This window comes from Chrysosporum bergii ANA360D (assembly GCF_029891735.1).
Classification (GTDB): domain Bacteria; phylum Cyanobacteriota; class Cyanobacteriia; order Cyanobacteriales; family Nostocaceae; genus Umezakia; species Umezakia bergii.
Genome location: NZ_JANQDH010000051.1, coordinates 58646 through 85467, shown reverse-complemented (window position 1 = coordinate 85467; position 26822 = coordinate 58646). Strand labels below are relative to the sequence as shown.

The following is a 26822-nucleotide window of genomic DNA, read 5'->3' as shown; positions in this document are numbered from 1 at the left end:
CCGGTTCTCTGTTCCCTCTATATTTAAATTTTGGCTTTGCCTGTTGTGTGTTTGTCAGCTATGCCTAATCGATACCCTGTTTGAACCGACATACAACTACCCAATCTAATGAGAGTATGGGCGGTAAAAGCTCAACTTTTGCCACTGATACTGAAGATTGCTTTAAATCTAAAGACTTAATTCTTCCCACTGGTACACCAGATGGAAACTTCTGACTATAGGTAGATGTGGAAATTAAATCCCCAACTTTGACATTGGGAACTTTTTCATAAAACTCCAGCACAGCTTCTGCTGAAGAATTTCCTCGCAAAACACCCTTTGCTGAGGTGCGGTTAACTGTTACACCCACTTGACTATTAAGGTCACTAATTAACAACACACGACTAGTATTAGGAGTGACACTCTGTATGGAACCAACTAGACCACCATCAGTTTTGACAATAAAGCCTTCTTTAATGCCCGCATTTGATCCACGATTTAAGGTAACTTGTTGCCACCAGTGACTAGCACTGCGTCCTACTACCCGCGCTGCAATTGGGCGGGATGATAGTGGCGCTTTCTCAACGTAACCCAATAAATTTTGCAGTTTTTCATTTTGACTTTCTAAATCAGCTATGCGGGTTTGCAACTCCCAGAAGCGAGTGTCATTAAGACCTTCTTGTGGACTTGGACTAGGTTGTAATATTTGCCAGGGACGACCAAGGAATTGGTACATTTCCAGCAGTAAATGCCCCTGAGTCTGTCTCAGCACCCACGCACCACTGATAACTACAGTTAGTAAACCGAGTTGTAGTAATTTACGATTCCACGAACGACGTACAGTAACCATCTATACCTATTTTATGAATTTAAAAGATATCAGATTCTATTTATATCAAAACCAAATTCAACTCAAATAGAACCTAATACCTGATATTTCTAACTACAGATTGCGAGAACGTCCACTGAAAACACGTTCTAGCTGCTTAAAATTTTCTAACACACGACCGGTTCCCAGCACAACGCAACAGAGAGGATCGGCAGCAATGTGGGTAACAATTCCCGTTTCATGACTAATCAGGGTGTCGATACCTTTGAGCAAAGCACCACCACCAGCTAACATCACTCCCCTGTCAATAATATCCGAAGCCAATTCTGGAGGCGTGCGTTCCAGTGTCCGCTTCACTGCTTCTACTATCACTGATAGCGGTTCCAACATACATTCACGAATTTCTGGACCTTTGAGGGTGACAGTTCTTGGTAACCCAGAAAGCAAGTGTAAGCCTCTGACTTCCATCATGGCATCATTATCATCGTGAGTCGGATAGGCAGACCCAATGCGAATCTTGATATCCTCAGCAGTTCGTTCTCCAATCACTAAGTTATGAGCTTTTTTCAAATACATGATGATTGATTCAGTTAGTTCATCGCCTGCGATGCGTACTGATTCGCTGATTACGGTACCCTGAAGACTCAGCACTGCCACTTCTGTTGTGCCACCACCAATATCAATAATCATATTGCCTGTTGCTTCGGAGACAGGTAGCCCTGCTCCTATGGCTGCTGCTATCGGCTCATCAATTAAATACACTTCTCTTGCCCCGGCTTGGGCAGCCGCATCCATCACAGCCCGTCTTTCTACCCCGGTAACACCACTGGGTATGCCAATGACAATTCGAGGTGAAATCAAAGATTTACCCTCATTCACCCGCTGGATGAAGTGTTTTAACATCAACTCAGCTGTATCAAAATCAGCGATCACTCCATCACGCAAAGGACGGAGGGCAATCACATTTCCGGGTGTACGTCCGAGCATTTTTTTTGCTTCTTCTCCCACTGCCAGCGCTACTTTTTCATTTTGATCTATAGCAATTACAGAGGGTTCTTGAAGTACAATACCCTTACCAGATACATAAACTAGGGTGTTAGCAGTACCGAGGTCGATACCCATATCCCATGATGAGCGAAAGTTCCTAAAAAGCCCCACGCGTCTCTACGCCCCTTATTTTCGATACTTGTTGGCTAAAAGCTGTTGTCATTAATAATGCTGGATTTTATTATGTTTTTCATCTTGAGTCCAGCAGGTAAGCTATTTTATATGAATCATTAGCGATCCTAGCTATTGTTGATATTCTCTAACTATTTCAATATATCCGTACAGTTTTTCCATCTGTTCCACTAAGTCCTTGCATTTTTATACACAGTAAATTGTTAATTTTTTAACATATTCTCAATGGTTTCACAATCGGCTATGATAAACATAAGGAAGAAAATAAAAATATATCAGTAACTTTTTAGGAAAAGGTCACACTTATGAGCATTAACATTGTTACCCTTGTTGGTCGTGTAGGCGGCGATCCAGATATTAAATATTTTGAGTCTGGCGCGGTTAAGTGTAAATTAACATTAGCAGTTAATCGCCGATCGCGTAAAGATGACAAACCCGACTGGTTCACCTTGGAACTTTGGGACAAAACAGCAGAAGTGGCTGGTAATTATGTCCGCAAAGGCAGCTTAATTGGTGTCAAAGGTTCCTTAAAGTTTGACACTTGGAGCGATCGCCAAACGGGAGCGACCCGTTCTACCCCAGTTATTAAAGTAGACCAATTGGAGTTGTTAGGTTCCAAACGTGACCTAGGAGGGGATATTGATACGTCTCCAGAAAACTTTTAACTAGAGCTTCCCCGAAGTTTATGGAAAAAATTGACACTCCGCCCGGCTTTAGCCGGGGGATTCCAGCGTCACTGATGCTTCTACCTGCTGTTTACTAATAACTAATTTGCAGCGTCACCGATGCTTCTACCTGCTGTTCACCACCAATTACAGGGGTAGAATAATCTGCACTAGCTAATTTAGAAGCCTCAGCACGCTGCAACAACATAGGAGGTGGAGGAGGCGCACTTGCACCATTTATTTGGATACTCACCACTCCCTTGGACTGGATACCCAAAGTACTGAAAACAGCATTAGCTTGTTCTTGAGCATCCAAAGTGGCTTGTCTGAGTGCTTGTTTTTGAGCAGAGGCAATAGCCTCATCACTAGCAATAAAGCTAACACTATTAATTACTGTTGTACCAACCTTCACAGCTTCATCTAAAAGCAAACCAGCTTGCTCAGTGTTAATACGAAAACTTACAGTATTGTTTGCACTATATCCAGTAATTCTCTGTACATTATTGGTGTAACTATAAACTGGATTTAGACGGATACCAGTAGTTTGCAATTTGGACACATTGCGGTTTTTGAGCAAAGCCACCACGGCTGATGATCTGCGGGCCGCTTCTTGCTGTGCTAACTGTGCTGTCTTACCCTGAACCTCCACCGACATACTAACTTCAGAGAGAGTAGTGGGAATTTTTTCCACCCCGCGACCGCTAACCGTCAGAATTCGTAACAATTTTTCTGGCTCTTGGGCTAAAGCTGGGTGGATAGAAATAATACAGAACACCAGGGCTAATGATAAGGTTTTACCCCAATTACCCATAATGGTAGTTTTATACATAAAAGTTGCACTCTTTTGTTTTTGAGAAAACTAATGTCCCTAGTTTGACACGAAATCGGTCACAAGTAGGAACTGTTACATTTTTGGTAACTAAAAAAATTCAATTAAAACTTTTGGAGATTATTTGATGGCATACTGGCTGCTAAAAACTGAACCAGAAAAATATTCTTACTTTAATTTAGAACAGGATGGTAGAACAGTTTGGGATGGAGTTAAAAACACTTTAGCGCTTAAATACCTACGGAATATGTTGGTTGGCGACTTAGCCCTTATTTATCACACAGGCAAAGAGCGACAAATCACAGGTATAGCAGAGGTTGTCAGTCAACCCTATACTGATCCAGCATTAAACGATGCCAAACGAGTAGTTGTAGATATTCAAGCAATCAGAAAAGTCTCTGTACCCCTGACACTCACCCAAATTAAGCAAAATGGACAATTCAGAGATTTTGACTTACTCCGGCTTCCTAGACTTTCTGTTGTGCCAGTATCAGAATTTCACTGGCAACTGCTAATTTCACTAACTGACAGGACAAGTTGACTACTCCCATTCGCTGGGAGCATCAGTTGAATGGAAACGCAAAAAGGGGGATAATCCCCCTTAAAATCCCCGCAAGGGGACACCACCAACCCATGTAGAGCAAGGATATTGCATTCTACAGTTTAAACCCAGGCATCCCCAGCCACCCTGAAAAAATTAATCATAGCCATTTTCCTGATCACACAAGCCATTATCGGTAAAGTAATTACAGGTTTTAGTGTGTATTGAACCAAAACCTAACATTCACGAGGGAGGAGCTAGAAACCAGGGAACAGGAACCATCATTTCCTCAGCTTGAATGTTCAATTCCCGAGAGTCGGAAACATCCTTTATAAATACCCGTCATTGGAGAATGTCGAAAATAAAAATTTCCTCAATATTATTACCATTCAAAATGTTATATTGTGTGAGTTGATCTATGCGAACAAAAGTTAAATTACATACCTTACCCAAATTAGCCATCAGTGAATGAAAAGTAGTTAGAAAAAAATACTCAAAAGAAACATTGCCGCGTAAGATACAGCTTAGTCCCTCTTGTTGCATCTTACATACTTTACAGGCATAAATATTATATCCTGATAGGATGGCTCAATTACAGGGAATACTAGCAACTCAAGCCATTAATTGTGTCCTTATAGCAGCACAACAGTCACAAAACTATCAAAGAAAAAATTAGGTTGTAACACAGTGACGATTAGCCAATATGTTGAGAAATTGATGGCTCCCACGAACGCAAATCAGGAGAAAGGATTGTGAAAATACACTGGTTAGTACCCAGTACTGTAGGAACTATTGTCTTACTATCGTCGCCGGCTATAGCAGCAAAACTGGAATCTTGGCGTTTTGATGCCAATCAAAACCGTCTGGAAATTAACACTAACGTTGCTGTTCAACCCAAAGCACAACTGATATTTAATCCTACACGACTGGTAATTGATTTGCCCAACACCACCCTTGGAAAGCCGCAGTTGACACAGCCCATTGGTGGTGCCATTCGTTCCGTCCGTGTCGGGCAATTTGATCCGCAAACAACACGTTTAGTTGTTGAACTCAGTCCCGGCTATACCCTGGATCCCCAGCAGGTGCAATTTGAAAACGTAAGTGCGAGTCGCTGGAGAGTACAACTACCAACGCCAACACCAACAAATCCCTCAGTTAACCTAAGCAGACCCCAACCAACAGAATCTTCCACAAACATCTACAACGTAGTCACCCTTGACTCTGATGCTGATACCAAACCAGATTTCTCTAATACAGTTGCCAGATCCACGCCAGGAAAAACTCAAGTTGAGAAATTAATAGTCACAGGGGATGGCTTGTTTATCCGTACTAGCGGTGGCAATTCAAGGGTAAACATTAATCGCAGTCGCGATCGCCAGACTATTTTTATGGATATTGCCGACGCGATTTTATCACCAAGTCTCACAGAGCGAAATAATGAAATTAACAGGCATGGTGTTAGTCGCATCGAATTTACTGCCTTCAACACCCAACCACCCAGTGTCCGGGTCACCCTGCGGGTCAATAAAGATAGCCCAGATTGGCAACTAACTAACAGTAGCGCAGGCGGTTTGGTGGTTTTACCCACACGTGCAGTTAGACTACCAGGAAATCTTACTGTCAACAACACCTCAAACAATCAGCCTACTCCCCCCATTAGACCAATATTCAATAATTCCCCAGCCACGATAGAGGCTGTAGAATTGACTAACAATGATAGGCAGTTACTAATCAGATCAGATAAACAATTAAACGCCACTAGTGGATGGGATACATCCACAGGTTTATTCCGCATCACCATCCCCAACGCTAAGTTAGCGACGAACGTCAGAGGACCTAAATTTAATGCCAGTAGTCCTATCCTCCGAGTACGCTTACAACCTGAGAACAACACAGTAGTCGTGTTACTACAACCAGCAAGCGGTGTACAAATTGGCCAACTAAACCAACTCAGTAACGAGATTCTAGCCTTAGAACTACAAGGCTCACCTGGGCTGAGAATTTTACCACCAGTTGCTCTCCCTCCCCTACCATCACCAACCCAAGGGCAACTACCCACACCCACAGTTCCTCCCCAATCAAAACCCAAGCCCAGTACACCTCCAATACCCAAAACCAGGGCAGTAGTCATGATTGACCCCGGACATGGTGGCAAAGATCCAGGGGCAATTGGCATTGGCGGACTGCGGGAGAAAGATATAATTTTGCCAATTAGTCAAAGGATAGCGGCAATCTTGCAGCAAAACGGTGTCCAAGCAGTGTTAACTCGTGATTCAGACTATTTCGTCAGCCTTCCAGGACGAGTGAACTTAGCACAGCAGTCCAGGGCTGATTTATTTGTCAGCATCCATGCTAATGCCATCAGTTTGAGTCGTCCCGATGTCAACGGTTTGGAAACATATTATTATGACAGTGGTCAGACTTTAGCTCGCTCCATTCATAGCAGCATTCTTCAAAATATTAATGTCAGGGATAGACAAGTACGGCGAGCCAGATTTTACGTCCTCAGAAAAAGTGCCATACCCTCAGTGTTGGTGGAAGTGGGTTTTGTCACAGGTGCTGAGGATTCTGCTAGGCTCAAAACCACAGCTTACCAAAATCAAATGGCAGATGCCATTGCTCGTGGCATCCTCCAGTATCTACAACGCAGATAATCAGACAAATTAATTCCAATATCCTGCCTAATTCGATTCGATGAACTGGGAGTAACTGAGTTTAGCTATTTCGGATCTACAAAAAATTGAGATGAAGTGTGAAAGCTCCTCGCCTCGATTTGGGGTATAAAAAAACGACACAGTAGGTTTTAACCTGCTGTGTTATCTTCTTTTCGGTCAGTAGATTATCACAAAATAGACTTAAAACCCTTGAGGTTGAGTTTTGGAGCATGGCGGAAAAACTTAACCTTCCTTCAGGTAAGGGATGAAAGCCAGTTGAGGCGTTTACCCCTCAGTCATTTTAACTATTTCCTGATTTTATTTATAAATAAAATAAATAAAATGCCTAATTTTCTGCTACATTTTGTATCTTACATCCAAAAACTAAAATCAGTATCTGGCTGTGTATTCATCTTCTATCTTTAACAGTAATTTTGACAATTGTTTTAATCAAGAACCACAACGCGCCCCTGTTGGTGTTTTTGACAGTGGTGTAGGTGGGCTGACAGTTTTAGGACAACTTTATCGCCATCTACCCAATGAATCTATTATTTATTTTGCAGATACAGCTAGGTTGCCTTATGGCATTCGTTCACAAGCGGAAATTCTACAGTATGTGCGCGAAATCCTGAACTGGATGCAAAGGCAATCTGTAAAGATGGTGATTATGGCCTGTAATACTAGCTCTGCCCTGGCACTAGAAATAGTCCGTAGGGAGTTCAGTATACCTGTTCTCGGAGTAATTCTACCGGGAGCGAAGGCGGCAGTGGAGCAAGGAAAACGTATCGGTGTAATTGCTACCCCAGCCACAGCTAAAAGTAATGCTTATCGCCAGGCGATTCTGGAAATTGATCCGAATGTGCGAGTTTGGCAAGTTAGCTGTCCTGAGTTTGTGCCACTGATTGAGCAAAATCGCATCAATGATCCTTATACCAAGGAAGTAGCACGCTCATATTTAGAGCCGTTAATACAGCAAGAAATTGATACCTTGGTCTACGGCTGTACCCATTATCCCCATCTTGCACCAGTACTGCGATCGCTTCTTCCGTCCCAAGTCAGACTAGTTGACCCAGCCGTTCATGTTGTTGCAGCCTGTACACAAGAGTTAGACTTACTTGGATTAAGAAATACATACCCCCCACTACCTACTCGTTTCGCTGTCAGTGGCTGTCCACAACAGTTTGCGAAATCTAGTGTACAGTGGCTAGGCCATACTCCAACAGTTGAGTTTGTTGATTTAACTGATACGGCAGTTTCCCAATTTTAACAAGAGTGTTAGCCTACTGACTATTAACCACCTCACTTACATGAGGGGTTAGTGACACATCTTGTTGGTTTTCTCCTGGGTTACTCGGAGGTAAATTTCTGGGAGGATTGTTTTTGCCGGCTTTCTTTGCCAGAGCTAATAATAGGTAAACTGTAAACAAATATCCAGCAGCAAAAATAAAAGTCAACATAGGCATCTCCCCGTAAATCATCGTTCTATCAGCACCTTTTTTAATGAAATATGTAGTTTTCTTTAAGTTAAAAGAAATTTAACCAATCAAGTGTATGCTTGATGGTTATGGTCAGCTACAATGTAGACGGCCGTAAATGTTTCATCATCTACGGTTAGATAAATAACTATTCAGTTCAGTTTTTTACAGATAGCAGACACCACAACAGCTAAATTGCTTAACAGCAAACTCAACTGCACTCCTCACCAGTCTTAATATTTATTATTTGTGAGCATAACCCCATTACCAGAGCGACATTAGCTTTCAAAAGAAGCTAAAAATTGACAGCAAATAACCATAAAGATACTGCCAAGCTCCGGAAAAAAAAAGAGTATGCGTATGCCGTGCTAAGAATTAAGTAGTAATTCGCTTAATTCTTAGTTGACAGCACTGAATATTTATTGATACTCAAATACAATTAAGTAAAGCTACCACTAGGCAGCTTACCTTGGGAAAATGAGTTCTCAAAAGTTTTAAATTCTTATATTCAAGGGTAACACAATGAGCCTGAGTTTTTAACCTAATTTGGAGTGAATTTTCAAAAATTTTCAGTGGCTGAATACAACCGGGGGAGAATTCCGCCAGATAGGAAAAACTCTTGTATATTTATTTACTCGTATTTTCTCTTCATCTAAATTTAAAATTCTCAAAAAATTTAATTGGTGAAAAGTTACCAATATTCTTGTTACAGGTATTGACATAAAATTCGTTTTATGATAGCGATAAATCACTATTGCCATATTTCTTCACTAGAGAAGACTGAGATAAGAAATATCAAAAAAATATTTGGTGGAGCTAAAGAATATTTTTCTAGAGAGGAAGCATGGCTGTAGACAGTGGCCGTCAAGGTTTCATTCAATTTGTGGTTATTGTCAATCTTAACTGTTTGTCAACAACAGGGAAGAAATACGCGGGTATTCTCTAATCAAAACTTTGCGCTCGCACAGGGTTATCTTAAAATTAGTGTAGGATATGTAAACTTTCGTAACCTAAGCCAGAGTCCGCCCATCCATGACCTTAGCCACCTCCCTATTTACCCCTGTGGAAGCAGACCTGCGACTACTAGCAGACAACCTCAAGCAGCTAGTTGGAAATCGCCACCCCATTCTGTTTATGGCAGCCGAACATTTATTCGGAGCCGGGGGAAAGCGTATCAGACCAGCAATTGTTCTGCTGATATCGCGGGCCACAATGTTAGAAAAAGACATCACCCTGCGTCATCGCCGCCTAGCAGAAATAACAGAAATGATTCACACTGCTAGCTTAGTGCATGACGATGTAGTAGATGAATCACAAATGCGACGTGGTGTGCCCACAGTTCATAGCCTGTTCGGCAATCGCATTGCTGTCCTAGCGGGAGATTTTCTCTTCGCCCAATCGTCTTGGTATTTAGCAAACTTAAACAATTTGGAGGTGGTGAAACTACTCTCAGAAGTAATTATGGATCTGGCTACCGGAGAAATCCAGCAAGGAATAAATTGTTTTGATCATGGTATCAGCATAGAGACATACCTGAAAAAGAGCTATTACAAAACGGCTTCCTTAATTGCCAACAGTTCCAAAGCGGCTGGGTTACTTAGTGAAGTTACCCCAGAAACTGCTGAACATCTATATAACTACGGCCGTCATCTAGGTCTGGCGTTTCAGATTGTTGATGACATCTTAGATTTCACTAGTACAACAGATACTTTGGGTAAACCAGCTGGATCTGACCTCAAAAGTGGTAATCTCACCGCTCCCGTTTTGTTTGCTTTGGCGGAAAAACCAGATTTGCAAGCCCTGATTGAGCGAAAGTTTGACCAAGAAGGAGATTTAGAGCAAGCACTAGGGCTAATCCAAGATAGTCAAGGTATACCGCAAGCTCAGGAATTGGCGGCTTACCATGCCAAGTTAGCAGTTGAGCATCTGGAGGTTCTTGAACCCTCGGAATCACGAGCAGCACTGATCAAGACAGCTGACTATGTATTGAGTCGGCTTTATTGACAAATTTAAAAATTTTAAATTTAAAAATTTTGCCCTTTGCAGTTGCGGTGTATTAGATATATCTAATACATCCCGACTGCAAAATTTATTTATGCAATATCTGGAGGTATGTGCTTACCCTTTTGATGTTGTTTCAGGCGTTGTTGCACGAGATGTTGCAATTCTGTTCTTTGGATTTCTACAGTATGAGTGGTGTTACCCGGCGTTTCTAAGAAAACGACACTATCTACGGGTTCTAATGCCACCAGTTGGAACAAAATGTGGGTTACGGGAACGATTTTAGCTAGCATTTGAGGGTCAAGCCCAGCATATGAAATTAGGGAGACATCTTGTATGGTAGGAAAAGCGTAGATCACGCTTTTTTCCCATCCTGGATTGGCACGATTGCTTAATGTAGTTAAAACCCAGCCTTGTTCGGAATTTTGGACAATATAGTACTGGGAATGGCGTAGTTTTTTAGCGATCGCGATCAATACAGGAGCAATTGCTGAAACAAGATGTGGTGTAATACCATCGCGGGGTGCATTATTAATCAGCAATTCAATTTGTTTTCTTAAATTCATAATTACTTGTCAACGGCTTCTGGGTCATGGCAAAAGCATCTATCCAATTTTCAAACATATTATCGGGGCTAGCCTGCGTTTAGCTTATACGTAAATCTCCACAGCTGACCAATACCCAAAGTCGTAACAGGTTTTGCTCAATTATTTTAGGGTCTTTTGAAAACCGAAACTATGAATTCAGCCGCCACCGCAACAATTCCCACCACAACAATTTCTACCCCAACTGCTCAAGGACAAGATTCTATGGGTATGGAAGGGACATTTCAACTGTTGTACCAGGAGCTTCAGCAATCAAGTAAAGCTTCCTCCCAGAACTGCCATGATGTAGCCAGAAGAATTACCACCGAAGTATACCGGATTTGCCAAGAAAGTAAACGTATTCAGGCTTCCGGTGACGTGCAAAGCTCGGCCATGTCCCTGGCCAGACATCGAGTGCAACAGTGTCTCAGGTACTATCAATTGGGTTCAAGCCGGGGTAGGGTAGAGCTACACAGTACTCTGAGTGCAATTATTTATCGCTACATTAATCCCCCTCAAAAACAGTTAAGTTATCAAGGTCGCCTGACCATTATTGAAGATTTCCTTCAAGGTTTTTATCTGGAAGCTTTAAATGCTTTCCGGAGAGAAAACCAAATGGGTCCCAACTATCGTCCCCAAACTTTACTGGAATTGGCGGAGTACATGGCATTTACTGAACGCTATGGTAAGCGGCGAATTCCTTTACCGGGGAGACAACAGCAGTTAATTATCCTGCGGGCGCAAACCTTTTCCCAGCAGCAACCCCAAGAAACCAATGTAGATATAGAACAAGCCGCAGAAGGTAGTTCTAATGACAACGATGGTTGCTGGGAGGAACCAGCAGTACAGCAATTGCGTTCAGCCATGGCCACCCAATCGGAACCAGAGCCGGAAGAGGATACTCTGCGGTCGGTTGTGATCACAGAATTGATGGATTATCTGGAACAACGACAACAGTCTGATTGTGCTGATTATTTCTCCCTCCGTCTCCAAGACCTATCAACTCAGGAAATTGAGTCAATTTTGGGTTTAACTCCCCGTCAGCGTGACTACTTACAGCAACGCTTTAAATATCATTTGATTCGATTTGCCTTGTTACATCGTTGGGAATTAGTTCATGAGTGGTTGGAAGCCTCACTAAACACTAATTTGGGTTTAACTCCTCAACAATGGAACGATTATACAGGGCAATTGGATGACCAACAGCGCTCGTTACTGAAATTGAAACAAGAAGGACAGGCGGATGAAAAAATTGCCAAAATTTTGGGTTTATCCATAGCCCAATTGCAAAAACGATGGTTTAAAATTCTGGAACAGGCATGGGAAATTCGCAACTCCCAAGTATCCGGATCAAGTGCATCTACTCATGAATAGTGACTCAGAATCCTTACCAACTGATTTACTCGATTGGTCGTTAGCAAATACAGCTAAGACCAACGAGTGTAAATTGGTAGCGTGTCAGGAAATTAACGGGGTAGACAACCCTCTCAAGGAGGCAACCGCCTTTACAGACGGTGAGCCAACAAGGGAAGGACTACCCCAAACCTTTCAATTGGGAGAAATTCCTACTGTGCAAGAACGTTTCCAAACCGTCCTCAAGCGTCGGTTACAAATCCAAGCCGAAAACCAGCCTCCCTTATTCCCTTGGGAGTCGCAACTGGTGGAATACCCAGATTTTGTGAAAGAGCGATCGCTGGCATTAAATCCCAACTGGGGATGGATTCCACAGCAGTCAAAACTAAATCTGCCCATACCTTTGCCAGAAATAGTTTTCCAGGAATTATTGGAAAAATGTCAAAGTTTGATCACATCTTCTCTACCTCTAGGCGCAAAACTAGTCCAGGTAGTTGACGGCTTGTTTCCTAATGAGTCACAGACAATCAATGATTTAGCTGGTTTGGTGCTGAGAAGCACCTATCGTTCTGTGAATACTGTGGATACCATACCTCAAATTCACAAGGATTACTCAGATTTACAACCTCGCCAGCAAATGGCATTGTCATTACTAGCAGCTAAACAACTGCTAGATAACTTGACAATACCAATATCGTCAGCCAATCCAGTGGTAGAGAGACAATGGCTTACCAAGGCAGGTACTCTGGCTTTGAGGGTAGAGTACCAGTCTCAGGATCGGCTGACTGAGTTGAGTGTTAATTGTAAATTACCTACTCATGGTACATTAAAATTGCAAGGCAATGGCAAACAAGCAGTAGCAACATCTGCCACTTCGGGCAATGTGAATTTAGAATTATACTCTGATCAACCAAACCTCACTTATACTCTGGAAGTGGATTTTCCAGAGTTAGACCAACAACCTCTACTGTTTGTCATTAGTCCCGTAATGTAGCTGCAATTACTACTGTTAGGGTTTCAGTTTGATGAGTAGCCATCATATATCAGAAGGTTATCGTGGTTTGAACTCATCCTGGATGAACAATCGATCATTAGGGTTTCTACTTTATTAACAAGCAGTGATTAACTTTTATTTCCAACCCGCAGCGAAAATAACAAATCCATAAGATACTAAAATGGGTACGCCTTGTTTTCGGGGAGTTCCTTTTTTTCTGGAAAAGCACCTCCATACAAAATAAGTTATACCAATTTGAATTAAGAAAGTCAGACTTAATTGCCCCATTCTTGCCTTAATTGGTATTAGTGGACATCCAAAACATGGTCAAGGCATCTTTAACATTCCTGTGCTTATACTTTCAATGTTTAACTTATCCAGAATCAATCAGGTTTTGCGTCTACCCATAGGTCGTTACCGGCGGCAAAATTTCCGGGGGGCAGAATCAACAGAAGTCGAAGATGCCATTGCTTTCAGGATACTAGTATTAGCATTGGTAATCGTGGGAATTGTGGCAACGGATATTGCGGCCGCAACTCAATTTAGTTTGTGGGCAGTACCGTTAAGTATATTAGGTGCTGTGTGGAGTTACTACCATCGCCGCAGTGGCAATATTCCAGTAAAGTTTTGCATCGCTATCGGAATGTTAATTGCATTGGCTGCTTTTTTTGGGCGGTTAGTGGGAGAATTAAATGATACGCGACTGGTGTTAGCAGAGTTATTAATTCAACTGCAAATACTCCACAGCTTTGATATGCTGCGGCGGAGAAGCTTGGGCTATTCTATGGTAATAGGCTTCATTTTATTGGGTGTAGCGGCAACCCTCAGCCAAACTCTGGCTTTTGCACCAGCGCTGCTATTATTTCTAGCCCTCGCCTTACCGACTCTAGTATTAAACTATCGCTCACAACTGGGTATTCAGCAATTAAACAGAAAAAATAACAAGCTTGGTGAAAAACGCCATTTTATTTTAAATTTTAAATTCTTAGTTGTTAATTTTTTGATGATTGTTGGGCTTGGTCTGGCAATTTTTGCAGTTTTACCGCGATTCCCCGGCTATAAACTCATGAATTTTCCTGTCAGCGCCCCCATCAGTGTCCAGGATGATTTTACAGGTCAGACTATTATTAATCCTGGTTATGTCAGTGAAGGTAGGGGCAGTAGTCAATTTGGTAACAATGGTGAGCAGGACGCGGGAAGAGGTGAAGCAGACAGCCTGAATCAGGACTTTTATTACGGGTTTAATAGCAAGATTAACCAGAATCTGCGGGGAGACATGACACCAAAGGTGGTGATGCGGGTGCGATCGCAAATTGAGGGATTTTGGCGGGTATTGGCATTTGACCGCTACACCGGGCAAGGATGGGAAATTTCTCGCAATGACCAAGTTTCTACCCACAGGCGATCATCTTGGTCTTACCAAATTCGCTTGCCTTTACCAATATTTACTGGTCGCTCTCAAGAAATAGTGCAAACTTACACAGTGGTGTCAGATTTGCCTAACTTGATTCCAGCTATGGCTTATCCCCAAGAAATTTATTATCCCGCTCCTATTATTGCAGTTGACAGCGAAAATGGCTTACGATCGCCTGTGGGATTATCCGAAGGACTGACTTACACAGTTGTTTCCCAAGTGCCATACCGCGATCGCACTTTATTAGGAGAGGCTTCTACTAAATATCCCCCCAATATTCAAAATTATTATTTACAAATTCCCCCCAAAATTACTGAAAGAGTCCGCCAACTTACTGAACAAATCCTTACTAATTACAATCAAGAACGTGTAGCCACTTCTGCAAAAACTCTAGATTCAGCCTATGAAAGGGCTGCTTACTTAGCTCAGTACCTGAAGCAAAACTACACCATTCCTGAGAATCCTTTATCATTACCCTTGTTGAAGGAAGATGAAGACTTGGTAGAAGCTTTTTTGTTCAAGCACAAAGGCGGTTATCCTGATCACTTTTCCACAGTTCTCACGGTGATGCTACGTTCTATTGGTATCCCGTCCAGGTTAGTGGCTGGTTTTGGTGCTGGACAGTTTAATCCCTTTACGGGGATGTATGTTGTCCATAACACAGATGCTTACGCCATGACAGAAGTGTATTTTCCTAAATATGGCTGGTTTGCTTTTGACCCCATTCCCAATCATCCTTTGATTCCTCCTTCTGTTGAGGATATTCAAACTTTTAGTTTGCTGCGGCAGTTTTGGCAATGGGTAGCCGGGTGGTTACCAACCCCAGTTACAGGCTTGTTAAATAATGTATTTGCAGTGATATTTAGCTGGATAACTAGAGGTATTGGCTGGTTTTTGGCTTTGTTGTCTCAAGGTTGGCTGGGTGTTTTGACTGCCTTAATTTTGACAACAACAGCGGCATTTTTTGGCTGGCTAGTTTGGGGACAGTGGCAAGAATGGCTTAAGCGTCGTTGGTTGAGAAAATTGCCCCCGATGGAAAGTTTATATCAGCAAATGCTAGAACTGGTCAGTCAAAAAGGCTTGGGTAAGCACCCAGCACAGACACCCCTGGAATATGCCAGAGTGGCATACCAGCATTACCCCTTAACAACGGCTCAGGTCATAGATGAAATATGCCAAGCTTATGTAGGCTGGCGTTATGGTGGTCATCACCCTAACCTGAATCAACTAAAGAAAAAATTGCAAGAACTAAATCAAACCGTGTTGTCTTAGCTTAGATAAAGCATTTTCCGCAGATTGTTTTTCAGCCTGCTTCTTACCACGACCTTTTGCTGTTCCGTAAATACGATTACCCACTAAAACTCTAGCCAGATACTCTGGAGCATGATCCTGTCCTCCGATTCGTTCAGTGATATACTTAGGTAATACAGAGTCGAAATTTGCCTGTACCCATTCCTGGAAGCGATTTTTGGCATCCACATTAGATCGGATTTCCAGCACTGCTTGAGGCACAGAGTCAAATAAATCCTGGATAATAGGACGAATTGTTTCAATCTTGCCGCCGCGATCTAAATAATAAGCTCCCACAACTGATTCAAAAGCACTACTCAATAAATTGGGACTGTGAAATCCTCCATCTTGAATTGCTCCTCTGCCCAGGCGCATTCTCAGGTCTAAACCAACATCAACGGCAAATTTAGCCAGTTGTTTTTCATCCACTAGTGCAGATCTACGGCGAGTCATTTCATCTTCTGCCATGTCTGGGTAGCGAGTATAAAGATAATCACCACTGACAAAGTTCAGTAGGGCATCGCCTAAAAATTCCAAGCGTTCGTTGTCCTTTTCGCCGGGGTGTTCGTTGACATAAGAACGGTGGGTCAATGCTTGCCTCAAAAGGGCTTCGTTGTGAAAATTTAATAATTGGTGCATTTTTTCTGTATCTAGACTTTTTTCAGGTAAGATCCAGAGAAAACGGTGGACATCTCAAAAATTCTTGCAGTACCTCTAGACATTGAAGCTACACAAACTCATTAATGCAGTATAGTACCATTGACATAATCACTCCTTCTAGGTCAGTGACCTAGAAGATCGGTGATTTTTGACGGTTCGCCGCAACCTGCTGCCAAGGTAGTCTTACAGTCGCCCCCGCCCGTTTAAAGTCATGCCAACGCCCCATGCCGACTATTTGTATTCTATGTTGGTATATCAAAAATGGCAAGCTATAGAAACCAAAGCAGCGCTAGCGTGCAAAATGTTGACATTAACGCCCAAAATTATGGATAATTCCCGTGAAACTTACCCTGTTGTATCTCTAGCCAATGATACTCAAGAAAATGGGCTGATATTGCCATCCCCAGTTGAATCTAATTCACTAGATCAGCAGAAACTGGGCAGTGACTTTGACAGAGCGATGATGCAACGGTGTTTAACACTAGCACGCCGGGCTTTGGGACGCACTTCACCTAATCCCCTAGTAGGGGCAGTTGTTGTCAAAAATGGAGAAATTGTCGGGGAGGGCTTTCATCCCCGTGCTGGTGAGCCTCATGCAGAAGTTTTTGCCTTGAAAGCAGCAGGAGTAGGCGCGTCCTCCATTGAAGAGAATCGCGCTCGTGGTTCTACGGTCTACGTTAATCTTGAACCTTGTAATCATCACGGACGCACTCCCCCTTGTTCTGAAGCCTTGATTGCAGCTGGTGTGGCTAAGGTAGTTGTAGGTATAGTTGATCCTAATCCTTTAGTGGGTGGACGAGGTATTGCCCGTTTACGTGCAGCCGGTGTAGAGGTGGTTGTGGGGGTGGAAGCAGAAGCCTGTTATCAGATCAATGAAGCTTTTATCCATCGCATTCTCCACAAACGACCTTTGGGAATCTTTAAATATGCCATGACTTTAGATGGGAAAATTGCTACTACATCTGGTCACAGTGCTTGGGTGACTAACCAAGATGCCCGTAGTGAAGTTCATCAAATACGGGCAGGGTGTGATGCCATAATTGTTGGTGGTAACACAGTCAGAAAAGATAATCCTTACCTAACCACTCATCAGGTAGGAACGCATAATCCTCTGCGGGTAGTCATGAGCCGTCAGCTAAACTTGCCTGAAGATGCCCATCTGTGGGACACCAGAGAAGCCCCCACTTTGGTATTGACAGAACCGGGAAGTTCACCAGATTTCCAAAATTTCTTGCGCCAACAGGGAGTTGAAGTAATAGAGTTAGCATCCCTGACACCGGAATCGGTAATGAAACATTTATATGATCGCGGTTTTTGTAGTGTGTTGTGGGAGTGTGGTGGTACTTTGGCCGCCTGTGCGATCGCCCAAGGAGCAGTACAAAAAGTCCTGGCTTTTATTGCTCCTAAAATCATTGGTGGTAGTCATGCACCCACACCTGTAGATGACTTAGGTTTTACCGTCATGACCGAAGCCCTCACTTTGGAACGGGTTCGTTGGCGTGTGGTGGGTTCTGATTGTTTAGTTGAAGGTTATTTGCCCCAAAAAAACTCATAGTTATCATATTCAATAGTCCATAGCCAATAGTTCTAGATTGTGGATTTCGCTTGATTTTTTTTGGGTTTAAGCAAAGTAGCTATATCTCCTGATCAATCTAAAATCAGAAATCCCCAATTGTTTTACTATTGACCATGGGCTAGAAAAAATTGATTACTTTTAACACTGGCGTTCATAAGCAATATCACGTATGAGGGTTAGCCGTGATTGAATGTAATCACTGAGGTAATCAGTTTCATGGGGATCTAACAATGCTTGCTTTGTAGTTTGTTTGACCAACCATTGTACCAAGCTAGCATCGTCCATCTGCAATAGGATCTTGGTTTGAGAATTTTCTACCACAGACCAAAGCTGACGCAGAATTTTAGGAGTCATTAAGACCTCAAGTTTATCATTAGCTTAGTTGTTTTTAGAGTACACAATTTAGCCAACAGATTCCCCCTGAATATACAACCTGAGACAAGTATTATTAAAAACTTAATACAAAGATTTATAAGTTTATGAAGTTTAATGATGGCAGCACTATATTTATAAATTCACAAAATTTTACTAAAAATATTTTTTTCTATGGCAGTTGTATTTGCTAGTTTTTGGCTCAATTGACGATTTAATGAGCTACTAATAACAATTATTTTATATGGGAATCCGCTTTGATTACTGAAATTACTGGTGGAGACAGGGAACGGACAAAAATCAATAACGTATACGGAGTCTTATAATTTGATATATTTTACTCAAATATTAGATAATCTTTAATAGTAATATGAGCCTCTCGGTATTTACTAATCAAGCACAATAGCGATAATTCAAAGGTTTTCGTTACCCTCTCAGGTGCAAATTATTAACAGTGAGGCTGTGTTGCTATCATGAAGTCAGAACAAATCAAACTAATAGAAAATAATTGTCATTAATCTTAGTGAAAATAAATAATGGTAACGACAGTTGTCTTAATTAACACTTTCATCTCCCTGTTACTACTCTACATAGCTTGGCGAGTGTGGAAACTAAAACAGTGGATAGGGGTCATAGCTGATAAACTGAACGCCTATGAAGTTAAAACTCATGCAGTCCTGCATACAGCACCTGAAAATATTGATATCAGCCAACAAAAGATTCATAGCCTGCGCCTGGGAAACCAAAATCTACAGGCGCAAATCCGACAAATACGTCAAATCATCAGTCTACTATGGTTAGTAAAGCGATTCTGGGTCCGCTCTTTCGGTAAGATAGAGTTGAACAAAACAACCCGTCCCTAGATAACAGCAATATTTCCGAGTGAGATATTGTCGCGATACATTAATTAAATATAATAATTTGAATCTTGCCAGGGTAAAAGTCACACATAAAATGGGTGTAAGGAGAGAAACAATTAAGATGTCTAACAACCGTTCTGGGGTATTTTTTGGCGGTTTCTTCCTGGGAGCTACTATCGGTGCTATAACTGGTTTGCTCGTCGCCCCACGCACAGGACGCGAAACGCGCAAAATTTTACAAAAGTCTGCCAATGCTATACCAGACTTGGCAGAAGATTTATCTACCAGTGTACAAATCCAGGCTGATCGTATTTCTGCCAGCGCACTGCGAAATTGGGATGATACCTTGGAGAAACTGCAAGAAGCGATCGCTGCTGGTATAGATGCTAGTCAACAGGAAAGCCAAACCTTGAAGCAGCAACAAGCTCAAAAAAGCCCCGATTCTTTTTCCTAGCAATTGTAAAGCTCATAAATAGCATAACCGTGATTGATCCCCTGTTTTGGTTGGGACTATCTTTACTCTTAGTCGCCACCAGTCTGACTGCTGTTTTGGTAGCGGCTATACCGGCTTTGCAGGAGTTAGCACGTGCTGCTCGCAGTGCAGAAAAGCTATTTGATACTCTTTCACGAGAGTTACCACCTACTTTAATTTCCATCCGCAAAACCGGGATGGAAATCAAAGATTTAACCGATGATGTCAGTGAAGGTGTACAAAGCGCAGGCAAAGTCGTTAAGCAAGTTGACCAAGGACTGAATACTGCCAAAAAACAAGCTAAAAATCTTCAAATCAGCACACGCAGCTTGGTTGTAGGTGTCAAAACTGCTTGGCAGTCCTTTACACGCCCAAAACCAGCCAAGCGGGTGGAACGCCTACCAATAAGCGAAAAACTGCATGAAAAACCACCGTTAACATTGCGAGAACGAGAGGTACTCAAGCGTAGGGAGTAGAGACTAGGGAGCCTTGACTCCCTAATTTTCATTTTTTCATTTCAAAACCAAGCTTTGCTTAAATACCTTAGATTAGAGTAAAGTAAACAAGTGTAAAGAATTATCTCTTTTCCCATACTCTTTTAAAACAACTTGTTCACTTCTACTGTCTATACTTGTATAAGAACGTCCATGCAGTTTTGTTTTTGGCGACGCGCTCTCGCATCTATTGCCCTATTTTTCTTGGCTGGGTCAATGTGGGTAATGCACTCACCACCAGCACTTGCCTATAATAATCCCGACTTATTACCCAACTTTCAAACCCCAGTTATAGATTTAGCCAAATCTCTCACAGATGTTCAAGAAGCGGAATTAGTCACAGAATTAGAAAAATTTGAAAGTGATACTGGTTGGAAACTGCGAGTATTAACCCAGTATGACCGCACCCCAGGGCGCGCAGTGATTGATTATTGGCATTTAGATGATAAAAGTATTTTGCTAGTTGCCGATGCTCGTGGGGGTAACATTCTCAGTTTTAGTGTCGGGGATGCGGTTTATGAACTTCTACCCCGGACTTTTTGGATAGAATTGCAAACTCGGTTCGGCAATTTGTATTTTGTGAGAGAACAAGGGGAAGATCAAGCCATTTTGCAGGCTTTAAATTCAGTTCAAGGCTGTTTGCTTCAGGGTGGTTGCTCCGTGGTTCCTGGACTACCTCAAGAACAATGGATATTAACACTGATTACCTCAGTGGTGGGGGGAATAGTTTGTGGATTTGCAGCCCACCCCCAAAAAGGAGGACAGGTTATTGCTTGGCAATGGGCTTTAATTTTTTCACCTTTGTGGGGAATTTTGTTTATTGCCTTTGGTATTGGACCAGTGGTAACGCGCACTAATGATTGGTTGCCTTTAGTTCGCAATATTTCTGGTTTTCTCATAGGCGCATTAGTTGCCTATCTGTCCCCTCTTTTCACTCGTCCCTCTTCTAATGCTGAGTCCTGAATTAATTTTTTTTAAGGTGCTGAGTAAAAATCAAAATCCTCAGCACCCAGGTTTCTCTAAAGCTGATAAGCTGAGAGATGGTATCTCGGACATGAATAGCAATGGAATGGCACATAACCGATGCTCAAAGTTTAGCAATCATTGATAGTGAAATAGGTGATCATGTTTTTTCACCGGCAGAGTATGAAATTGTCCGCCGGGTGACATATGCCACGGCTGACTTTGAATATAAATCTCTGATTCACTTTTCTGAGCGTGCGTTGCAAGCTGGTGCAGCAGCTTTAGCGGCACGCACCACAATTGTGGTAGATGTGCCTATGGTACAGGTAGGAATTGCTCAGAATATTCAAAACACTTTTGCTAATCCGGTTTATTGCAGCTTGGAAGCCTTAACACGTCCGCAAAAAGAAAAAACTCGTGCAGCCTGGGGAATTGAAACTTTAGCCAAGCGTTACCCAGAGGGAATCTTTGTCGTGGGTCAAGCGCAAACAGCCTTGACCACATTAGTAGACCTAATTACCTGTGAAGAAATTCAGCCGGCTTTGATAATTGCTACTCCAGTGGGATTTGTGAATGGGGATACAACTAAAGAGCGCTTGCACGACTCTCTAGTCCCTCACATCACAATTAACAGTCGCAAAGGTAATGCGGTTGTAGCATCTGCCATTGTTGATGGACTGGTTGATTTAGCTTGGCAAGCTTATGGACAGGAGAGGACTCAAAGTTAAAGATTTAATTTTTTTTAGTCCTCTTCTATTCTTCGGCGGCGACGGATTGGTCTTTCTGGTTGCTTTCTACGCAAACGGCGACTAACTTCATTAAAGAAGTCCCTTCTTAGATAAGGATAGTCATTCACCCACAAGTCATGGCTGGGGATGTATACATCACTGAACTCTTCAATAATGCTCAAATCAGGACGGTTGGACATAACAATCATTTCTGCAACTTGACCGCGAGCAATAACTTTGTGAGCATTACGTAGTGGTGCTTGTAACTCCAGGGCAAATCCTGTACTGTCACCAATCTCTAAATTAATCCGGTTTTCTCGATTTTCAACAATGACTAACTCACCTTTGCTGTTAACTGTTTCTTGTTTGCCGACCAATTTGTCTGTGATCCACCAATCTAAAATTCGACCCCGAAAAAAGCCACTGTATTTATAACGTCGGCATTTTGCGTTACGTATACTTGCCTGAAATACGGGATACCACAGCCAAAAAAAGGCACCCATTACCCCAATGAAAAATGTAATGGGGCCAAATTCTAACTTGAGCAGGACTTCCCCTAAAAGAATTACAGCTATGGCAATTACAGAAATTAAGAGTCGCTGCAAAAAATTTGCAAATTTCCCCGCGTAGTACTGGTATTGTGAGCCAGTGGCAATCAGGGGAATGAGTTGCTCAAATTTTTTTCGAGTTAGAGGGACTAACATAAGTGGTGAGTTTGTTATTTAAAGTATTTTGTCTAATCCGTACACTAACGACTTTAGCTGAGAGACTTGGCGAATTGCCAGCAGCACTCCTGGCATATAACAGGAGCGATCGCTTGTATCATGTCTTAATGTATAAACTTGACCGGGTGCGCCAAAAATCACCTCTTGATGGGCTATCAGTCCCGGCAGACGCACACTATGAATTCTAATACCTTCTTCTGCTAAACTCCCCCTAGCACCTGGTAATTTTTCTGTCTCCTTAACAATGGGACTATTAAAAGCTTTACCCATTTCTCCTAGTAATTGTGCAGTTTGAATAGCAGTGCCACTGGGAGCATCAGCTTTTTGGTTGTGATGGAGTTCAATAATTTCTACATAGTCGAAATATTGGGAAGCTGTGACTGCGGCCTGTTGTAACAGTACCATGCCAATGGAGAAGTTGGGAATAATGAGACAACCCGTACTGGCTTTTTCGGCAAAATCTGCTAAGTCATTGATTTGTTCTGGACTTAAGCCTGTAGTACCTACCACTGGACGAATACCATAAGCGATCGCACTACGAATATTGTCATAAACTCCATCCGGGTGGGTAAAGTCTACCATTACCCCTGGAGGAGACTGTCTATCACCAGCGACATAACCCAGCAGGGCTTCTAATTGGTTAGTAATCGGCACTTCTAAGGGTTCGCTTAAACCCGCCAATTCTCCAGCATCTTGATCTTGATATTCTGGGCTGATGTCAATTGCACCCACTAATTTTAAGTCTCGTGCTTGGGTTACGGCTTTAATCACTTCGCGGCCCATTTTGCCAGCAGCACCGTTAACAATAACAGGGATAGGAGCTTGATTCGTCATAGTTCGAGAAACACTTTATATAGCAATTGTAGAGAGTTTTGTAATTGGTAGTTGGTAATTTTTTCTTGTGGCTGCAATTTTTGAGAATTACTGTTGTTTGAGCCGGTTGAGTGTCAAAATGTTAAGTGTAAAGTGTATTTGCTCCCGTCAGTTATGCCCAAAGCTATTTGGAATGACACTGTGTTAGCCGAAAGCGACAACACAGTTGTGGTAGAAGGGAACCATTATTTCCCATCTGATACTATCAAACAGGAATACTTCCAAGAAAGTAACACCCACACTACTTGCCCTTGGAAAGGTGTTGCTAGTTACTATACCATCAACGTTAATGGACAAACCAACCAAGATGCTGCATGGTACTATCCCAGTGCTAAGGAAAAAGCTAAAAATATAGAAGGCTATGTCGCTTTTTGGAAAGGTGTAAAAATAGAGGCTTAGTTTTTACTCACAATGAGTAAAAACACCGTGACTTACCCAAACTTGGGTAAGTCAGACATGAAATATAAATCTAGTTACATGATTTATGCTAAATAATACTAGTAAATTTCCAGTTGGGTAAGTCCTAATTATTTAAATTTTTAATCAGATGTTGCTGTTTTCGTAAGGTTACTAATAATTTCCCCCACAGCTTGCAATAATTCCTGCTCGTTGTAGGGTTTAGAAAAATATGCCCGCGCTCCTAACTGCATTGCTAATTGTCGATGTTTATTACCACTACGAGAAGTGAGCATCACAACTGGGATATGCTTCAGATCCAAGCTGGAGTTGATGCGACCCAAGAAGCCGTAACCATCAAGGCGAGGCATTTCAATATCACAAATCACAGCTGCAACTTTTAAGCCACTTTCTAGTTTTTCTAAGGCATCTTGACCATCTTTGGCTTGTTCTACTTGATACCCTCCTTTTTCCAAGGTCAGGGCTAAGAAGCGGCGCACATTAATTGAATCATCAACGATTAAAATTGTGCTTTTATGATGATTCGGCGTGGGTGAGAGTTTTGTGTTATCAAACAACAGAAAGGGGGTTTTTAAACGAACTGATGGTAATTGCTGATGTTTGGGAGTGCTTTGATTGGTAGCAATCCAATATAATAAGTCGTTGGTGTTAACTAATGCTAAAACCCGACCGTCACCTAGAATTGTGCAGTTACTAAAACCTGGCGGTAGAGGTATATTACCCTCCACTGGGCGGATAGCTACTTCTTGTTCACCCCAGCAACGGTCTAGTTGGATGGCGACTAATTGATTATTGCCTTTAACTATTAAAACACTGCTAACATTTATGACCGGGGGAGTTTCTAGTTCTGAGTTGTCGTAGCGCGGGCAATTAAACTGAAAGTAACGACCGAGAGGAATTAATGGTATAGTGGTATTTTGCCAATTAATCACTTCTCTATCTGCTATTGAGGATATTTGCTCCTTGGATAGTAAAAATATTTCCTCAATTACTTCTGTAGGAAATGCCAATAACATTTTATTGCTTTCTACTAACAGAACTCGCCCTACGGAGAGTGTAAACGGTAGTGATAAAGTAAAGGTAGTACCAACCCCTAACTCACTGTTAACTGCAACATCTCCCCTAATTGATTTTAGGTTACTACGCACTACATCCATACCCACACCGCGACCAGATAAAGCGGTTATTTGCTCGGAGGTAGTAAAGCCTGGTTCAAAAATTAGTGATAATAGGTCTTCATCGCTGGCATTATTAACTAAAGTAGCATCTAAACCCATAGCTAAGGCACGAGAGCGAATTTTTTGTAAAGAAATACCCCTACCATCATCACGCATAGTAATGATGGTGTGATTGTCGCGTTGAGAAGCTGTAATTTCAACTAACCCTTGTTCTGGTTTACCTAGTTGACGGCGAGTAGTAGGGTCTTCAATACCATGATCAAAGGCATTTCTTAATAAGTGCATGAGAGACTCATTTAAAGCTGCTAAAATACTGCGTTCAATTAATGTATTTTCCCCGGAAACTTGCAAATGAACATTTTTTCCATACGCCAGATTTAAGTCCCGCAAAGCCCGAGGAAAGCGATCCAATATATCAGATAATGGACGCATGCGAATGTGAGTAAGTTTTGTTTGTAGTTGTTTAGATATCTTATTTAGTTTACGCCCTATTTGGTCTGTATCGTCTATACTTAATTGAATATCTGTCGCCACTTCTTGCACTTGGACTATAGTTTCCATAACTTCCTGCGATCGCAGGTTGATTTTGTGATCAACTTCTCCTGTATTATCTTGATGATTATCTCCTATAAATTGTAAGTTTGTGATCTTGCTAAATTTAGCAAATGCCGTACGTAATTCGTGGTTTTCTCCGTCAAGTCTTTGCACCCTCTCATTGAGGTTACGCGCTAGTTTACGTAATTTTTCCAGTTGAGAATTTAACCCATTGCGCTGGATAGTCAGTTCCCCGAATAAGTCGTTAATTTCCTCCAGTTTTTTACTGGGAACGCGCACAGTATTGTCATAATTTTCCCGTTCATTGGTGGTCGTAATTTCTGGATAAAATACTGTACTTTCCTCCTCAATCAATCGTTGATTTGCTGTATCATTGATGACTGTATTTAGCTCAAGTTGTGTGGGTAAACTGTCCCGTTGATTTGTTAATATCAAAGCCTGCGATCGCCGCCATGATTGTAATGCTAACTGGGCAATTTCGGGAAGGCGATCGCTGGTAACCGTGGCTATGTGATACCCTATGGACTGACAAAGACTGGTAAAAGCCGACAATTGCAGCATTTCTCCTAAACCGCCCAATTCAGCCGCCATAGTGGCTACTTGTGCTTGTAAACCCGGCTGGGGACTATCTGTCAATACAGACTCTAGACGCTGCAAACATCCTTCCACTTCAGTTTCAAACAGCAAAAGGATAATATCTTGCCCCTCTTCTGGCGATAACATGGTGTTAGCATCTTCAGGGGTGGGTTCACCCAAGCGCCGGCGTAGTTGGTCAAATACTGGATAACAAAAGCTATTTAACCACTCTTCTTCTATCTCATTGCTTTGTGATAGTAACTCTACTATCTGCCGCAAGCAGTCAATTCCTGAAAGTAGTAAACTTGGTAATTCTGTGTCAATATTTCCTGAATTTCTCAGGGTTTTTAACACTTTCAAACAGTCTTCGAGACGGTGGGCTAAATCACTGAGAGTGGCAAATCCCATCATACCAGCCCCGCCTTTGATAGAATGAGCCGCCCGCAGTGCAGCGTTAATTCTATCTATATCAATGCGGTTACTGCTGTCGATTTGTAGCAAGACTGTTTCTAGGATATTCAAATAGTCTCTTGCTTCCTCCAGAAATTGCATCTGGATTTCCAATTCTTTGTTTTTCCACATAGTT

25 protein-coding genes are annotated in these 26822 nt (G+C 42.0%); 15 read left to right on the top strand and 10 right to left on the bottom strand.

Annotation, left to right across the window (positions count from 1 at the left end; all coding sequences use genetic code 11):
* Positions 1 to 64: 64 nt before the first annotated feature.
* Positions 65 to 829 (bottom strand): rod shape-determining protein MreC, encoded by a 765-nt coding sequence (mreC, locus tag NWP17_RS08505; RefSeq protein ID WP_280654478.1) that lies wholly within the window; start codon positions 827 to 829, stop codon positions 65 to 67.
* A gap of 93 nt (positions 830 to 922) precedes the next feature.
* Positions 923 to 1930, bottom strand: coding sequence for a rod shape-determining protein (locus NWP17_RS08500; protein ID WP_280654477.1), 1008 nt, complete (start codon positions 1928 to 1930; stop codon positions 923 to 925).
* A 362-nt stretch (positions 1931 to 2292) separates the two neighbouring features.
* On the opposite strand from NWP17_RS08500, the gene NWP17_RS08495 reads away from it, so the two are divergent.
* Entirely contained in the window at positions 2293 to 2652 is a 360-nt protein-coding gene (locus tag NWP17_RS08495) for a single-stranded DNA-binding protein (protein ID WP_280654476.1), read from the top strand.
* Positions 2653 to 2746: 94 nt separating this feature from the next.
* Here NWP17_RS08495 and NWP17_RS08490 read toward each other — a convergent pair whose 3' ends face one another.
* Positions 2747 to 3481, bottom strand: a complete 735-nt coding sequence (locus tag NWP17_RS08490; protein ID WP_280654475.1) for an SIMPL domain-containing protein — start codon at positions 3479 to 3481, stop codon at positions 2747 to 2749.
* A gap of 127 nt (positions 3482 to 3608) precedes the next feature.
* On the opposite strand from NWP17_RS08490, the gene NWP17_RS08485 reads away from it, so the two are divergent.
* The 3 genes from NWP17_RS08485 to murI all read left to right on the top strand — a co-directional run bounded on the left by NWP17_RS08485 (position 3609) and on the right by murI (position 7943).
* Positions 3609 to 4022, top strand: a complete 414-nt coding sequence (locus NWP17_RS08485; RefSeq protein ID WP_280654474.1) for an EVE domain-containing protein — start codon at positions 3609 to 3611, stop codon at positions 4020 to 4022.
* Between the two features lie 752 nt (positions 4023 to 4774).
* The gene (locus NWP17_RS08480; RefSeq protein WP_280654473.1) at positions 4775 to 6676 is read left to right on the top strand and encodes an N-acetylmuramoyl-L-alanine amidase; all 1902 of its coding nucleotides are present in this window, start codon (positions 4775 to 4777) and stop codon (positions 6674 to 6676) included.
* A 403-nt stretch (positions 6677 to 7079) separates the two neighbouring features.
* Positions 7080 to 7943, top strand: coding sequence for a glutamate racemase (gene murI / locus NWP17_RS08475; protein ID WP_280654472.1), 864 nt, complete (start codon positions 7080 to 7082; stop codon positions 7941 to 7943).
* Positions 7944 to 7956: 13 nt separating this feature from the next.
* Here the strand turns inward: murI and NWP17_RS08470 are convergent, their stop codons facing one another.
* Entirely contained in the window at positions 7957 to 8133 is a 177-nt protein-coding gene (locus tag NWP17_RS08470; RefSeq protein ID WP_280654471.1) for a hypothetical protein, read from the bottom strand.
* A 1050-nt stretch (positions 8134 to 9183) separates the two neighbouring features.
* On the opposite strand from NWP17_RS08470, the gene sds reads away from it, so the two are divergent.
* Positions 9184 to 10155: a solanesyl diphosphate synthase gene (sds, locus tag NWP17_RS08465; protein ID WP_280654470.1), complete on the top strand. Its 972-nt coding sequence runs from the start codon at positions 9184 to 9186 to the stop codon at positions 10153 to 10155.
* An 89-nt stretch (positions 10156 to 10244) separates the two neighbouring features.
* On the opposite strand, the gene NWP17_RS08460 is transcribed toward sds, so the two are convergent.
* Positions 10245 to 10718 carry a hypothetical protein gene (locus tag NWP17_RS08460; protein ID WP_280654469.1) on the bottom strand — a complete coding sequence of 158 codons (474 nt, stop codon included), beginning with the start codon at positions 10716 to 10718 and terminating at the stop codon, positions 10245 to 10247.
* 171 nt (positions 10719 to 10889) lie between these two features.
* On the opposite strand from NWP17_RS08460, the gene hetZ reads away from it, so the two are divergent.
* From hetZ to NWP17_RS08445, 3 genes are all read left to right on the top strand, one after another.
* A complete protein-coding gene (hetZ, locus tag NWP17_RS08455) occupies positions 10890 to 12110 on the top strand; it encodes a heterocyst differentiation protein HetZ (protein WP_280654468.1) in 1221 nt (406 codons plus the stop codon).
* The gene (locus NWP17_RS08450) at positions 12103 to 13083 is read left to right on the top strand and encodes a PatU (protein WP_280654467.1); all 981 of its coding nucleotides are present in this window, start codon (positions 12103 to 12105) and stop codon (positions 13081 to 13083) included. Before hetZ ends, NWP17_RS08450 begins: the two co-directional genes overlap by 8 nt.
* 364 nt (positions 13084 to 13447) lie before the next feature.
* Entirely contained in the window at positions 13448 to 15769 is a 2322-nt protein-coding gene (locus tag NWP17_RS08445) for a transglutaminase TgpA family protein (RefSeq protein WP_280654466.1), read from the top strand.
* Here NWP17_RS08445 and rnc read toward each other — a convergent pair.
* On the bottom strand, positions 15746 to 16426 hold the full coding sequence (gene rnc, locus NWP17_RS08440; protein WP_280654465.1) for a ribonuclease III: 681 nt from the start codon (positions 16424 to 16426) through the stop codon (positions 15746 to 15748). The two genes, NWP17_RS08445 and rnc, sit on opposite strands and share 24 nt — an antisense overlap.
* A 346-nt stretch (positions 16427 to 16772) precedes the next feature.
* Here rnc and ribD point away from each other — a divergent pair, with 346 nt between their 5' ends.
* A complete protein-coding gene (ribD, locus tag NWP17_RS08435) occupies positions 16773 to 18002 on the top strand; it encodes a bifunctional diaminohydroxyphosphoribosylaminopyrimidine deaminase/5-amino-6-(5-phosphoribosylamino)uracil reductase RibD (protein ID WP_280654464.1) in 1230 nt (409 codons plus the stop codon).
* A 159-nt stretch (positions 18003 to 18161) separates the two neighbouring features.
* Here the strand turns inward: ribD and NWP17_RS08430 are convergent, their stop codons facing one another.
* Positions 18162 to 18377, bottom strand: coding sequence for a hypothetical protein (locus NWP17_RS08430; RefSeq protein WP_280654463.1), 216 nt, complete (start codon positions 18375 to 18377; stop codon positions 18162 to 18164).
* Between the two features lie 554 nt (positions 18378 to 18931).
* Between NWP17_RS08430 and NWP17_RS08425 the strand changes: the two genes are divergently transcribed.
* From NWP17_RS08425 to NWP17_RS08405, 5 genes are all read left to right on the top strand, one after another.
* Positions 18932 to 19258: a hypothetical protein gene (locus NWP17_RS08425; protein ID WP_280654462.1), complete on the top strand. Its 327-nt coding sequence runs from the start codon at positions 18932 to 18934 to the stop codon at positions 19256 to 19258.
* A gap of 118 nt (positions 19259 to 19376) precedes the next feature.
* Complete coding sequence (locus tag NWP17_RS08420; protein WP_280654461.1) at positions 19377 to 19709, top strand: YtxH domain-containing protein; 333 nt, start codon at positions 19377 to 19379, stop codon at positions 19707 to 19709.
* 29 nt (positions 19710 to 19738) lie between these two features.
* Positions 19739 to 20203 (top strand): hypothetical protein, encoded by a 465-nt coding sequence (locus tag NWP17_RS08415; protein WP_280654460.1) that lies wholly within the window; start codon positions 19739 to 19741, stop codon positions 20201 to 20203.
* Positions 20204 to 20374: 171 nt separating this feature from the next.
* Positions 20375 to 21184, top strand: coding sequence for a TPM domain-containing protein (locus tag NWP17_RS08410; RefSeq protein ID WP_280654459.1), 810 nt, complete (start codon positions 20375 to 20377; stop codon positions 21182 to 21184).
* A gap of 101 nt (positions 21185 to 21285) precedes the next feature.
* Entirely contained in the window at positions 21286 to 21912 is a 627-nt protein-coding gene (locus NWP17_RS08405; RefSeq protein ID WP_280654458.1) for a precorrin-8X methylmutase, read from the top strand.
* A 14-nt stretch (positions 21913 to 21926) separates the two neighbouring features.
* On the opposite strand, the gene NWP17_RS08400 is transcribed toward NWP17_RS08405, so the two are convergent.
* Both NWP17_RS08400 and dapB read right to left on the bottom strand, forming a co-directional pair.
* A complete protein-coding gene (locus NWP17_RS08400; protein ID WP_280654457.1) occupies positions 21927 to 22616 on the bottom strand; it encodes a phosphate ABC transporter permease in 690 nt (229 codons plus the stop codon).
* A gap of 18 nt (positions 22617 to 22634) precedes the next feature.
* A complete protein-coding gene (gene dapB, locus NWP17_RS08395) occupies positions 22635 to 23471 on the bottom strand; it encodes a 4-hydroxy-tetrahydrodipicolinate reductase (protein ID WP_280654456.1) in 837 nt (278 codons plus the stop codon).
* Positions 23472 to 23624: 153 nt separating this feature from the next.
* Here dapB and NWP17_RS08390 point away from each other — a divergent pair, with 153 nt between their 5' ends.
* Positions 23625 to 23909: a DUF427 domain-containing protein gene (locus tag NWP17_RS08390; RefSeq protein ID WP_280654455.1), complete on the top strand. Its 285-nt coding sequence runs from the start codon at positions 23625 to 23627 to the stop codon at positions 23907 to 23909.
* Between the two features lie 140 nt (positions 23910 to 24049).
* Here NWP17_RS08390 and NWP17_RS08385 read toward each other — a convergent pair whose 3' ends face one another.
* The gene (locus tag NWP17_RS08385; RefSeq protein ID WP_280654454.1) at positions 24050 to 26818 is read right to left on the bottom strand and encodes a hybrid sensor histidine kinase/response regulator; all 2769 of its coding nucleotides are present in this window, start codon (positions 26816 to 26818) and stop codon (positions 24050 to 24052) included.
* Positions 26819 to 26822 lie beyond the last annotated feature (4 nt).

What these genes read in the sequence shown, in the direction of transcription:
- NWP17_RS08490 (WP_280654475.1), bottom strand. Translation starts at nt 3,481, where the DNA reads ATGTATAAAACTACCATTATGGGTAATTGGGGTAAAACCTTATCATTA.
- rnc (WP_280654465.1), bottom strand. Translation starts at nt 16,426, where the DNA reads ATGCACCAATTATTAAATTTTCACAACGAAGCCCTTTTGAGGCAAGCA.
- NWP17_RS08425 (WP_280654462.1), top strand. Translation starts at nt 18,932, where the DNA reads ATGGTAACGACAGTTGTCTTAATTAACACTTTCATCTCCCTGTTACTA.
- NWP17_RS08420 (WP_280654461.1), top strand. Translation starts at nt 19,377, where the DNA reads ATGTCTAACAACCGTTCTGGGGTATTTTTTGGCGGTTTCTTCCTGGGA.
- NWP17_RS08450 (WP_280654467.1), top strand. Translation starts at nt 12,103, where the DNA reads ATGAATAGTGACTCAGAATCCTTACCAACTGATTTACTCGATTGGTCG.
- NWP17_RS08500 (WP_280654477.1), bottom strand. Translation starts at nt 1,930, where the DNA reads ATGGGTATCGACCTCGGTACTGCTAACACCCTAGTTTATGTATCTGGT.
- dapB (WP_280654456.1), bottom strand. Translation starts at nt 23,471, where the DNA reads ATGACGAATCAAGCTCCTATCCCTGTTATTGTTAACGGTGCTGCTGGC.
- mreC (WP_280654478.1), bottom strand. Translation starts at nt 829, where the DNA reads ATGGTTACTGTACGTCGTTCGTGGAATCGTAAATTACTACAACTCGGT.
- NWP17_RS08495 (WP_280654476.1), top strand. Translation starts at nt 2,293, where the DNA reads ATGAGCATTAACATTGTTACCCTTGTTGGTCGTGTAGGCGGCGATCCA.
- NWP17_RS08470 (WP_280654471.1), bottom strand. Translation starts at nt 8,133, where the DNA reads ATGTTGACTTTTATTTTTGCTGCTGGATATTTGTTTACAGTTTACCTA.
- NWP17_RS08485 (WP_280654474.1), top strand. Translation starts at nt 3,609, where the DNA reads ATGGCATACTGGCTGCTAAAAACTGAACCAGAAAAATATTCTTACTTT.
- sds (WP_280654470.1), top strand. Translation starts at nt 9,184, where the DNA reads ATGACCTTAGCCACCTCCCTATTTACCCCTGTGGAAGCAGACCTGCGA.
- NWP17_RS08390 (WP_280654455.1), top strand. Translation starts at nt 23,625, where the DNA reads ATGCCCAAAGCTATTTGGAATGACACTGTGTTAGCCGAAAGCGACAAC.
- NWP17_RS08385 (WP_280654454.1), bottom strand. Translation starts at nt 26,818, where the DNA reads ATGTGGAAAAACAAAGAATTGGAAATCCAGATGCAATTTCTGGAGGAA.
- NWP17_RS08405 (WP_280654458.1), top strand. Translation starts at nt 21,286, where the DNA reads ATGGAATGGCACATAACCGATGCTCAAAGTTTAGCAATCATTGATAGT.
- hetZ (WP_280654468.1), top strand. Translation starts at nt 10,890, where the DNA reads ATGAATTCAGCCGCCACCGCAACAATTCCCACCACAACAATTTCTACC.
- NWP17_RS08445 (WP_280654466.1), top strand. Translation starts at nt 13,448, where the DNA reads ATGTTTAACTTATCCAGAATCAATCAGGTTTTGCGTCTACCCATAGGT.
- NWP17_RS08430 (WP_280654463.1), bottom strand. Translation starts at nt 18,377, where the DNA reads ATGACTCCTAAAATTCTGCGTCAGCTTTGGTCTGTGGTAGAAAATTCT.
- NWP17_RS08400 (WP_280654457.1), bottom strand. Translation starts at nt 22,616, where the DNA reads ATGTTAGTCCCTCTAACTCGAAAAAAATTTGAGCAACTCATTCCCCTG.
- NWP17_RS08410 (WP_280654459.1), top strand. Translation starts at nt 20,375, where the DNA reads ATGCAGTTTTGTTTTTGGCGACGCGCTCTCGCATCTATTGCCCTATTT.
- NWP17_RS08460 (WP_280654469.1), bottom strand. Translation starts at nt 10,718, where the DNA reads ATGAATTTAAGAAAACAAATTGAATTGCTGATTAATAATGCACCCCGC.
- ribD (WP_280654464.1), top strand. Translation starts at nt 16,773, where the DNA reads ATGGATAATTCCCGTGAAACTTACCCTGTTGTATCTCTAGCCAATGAT.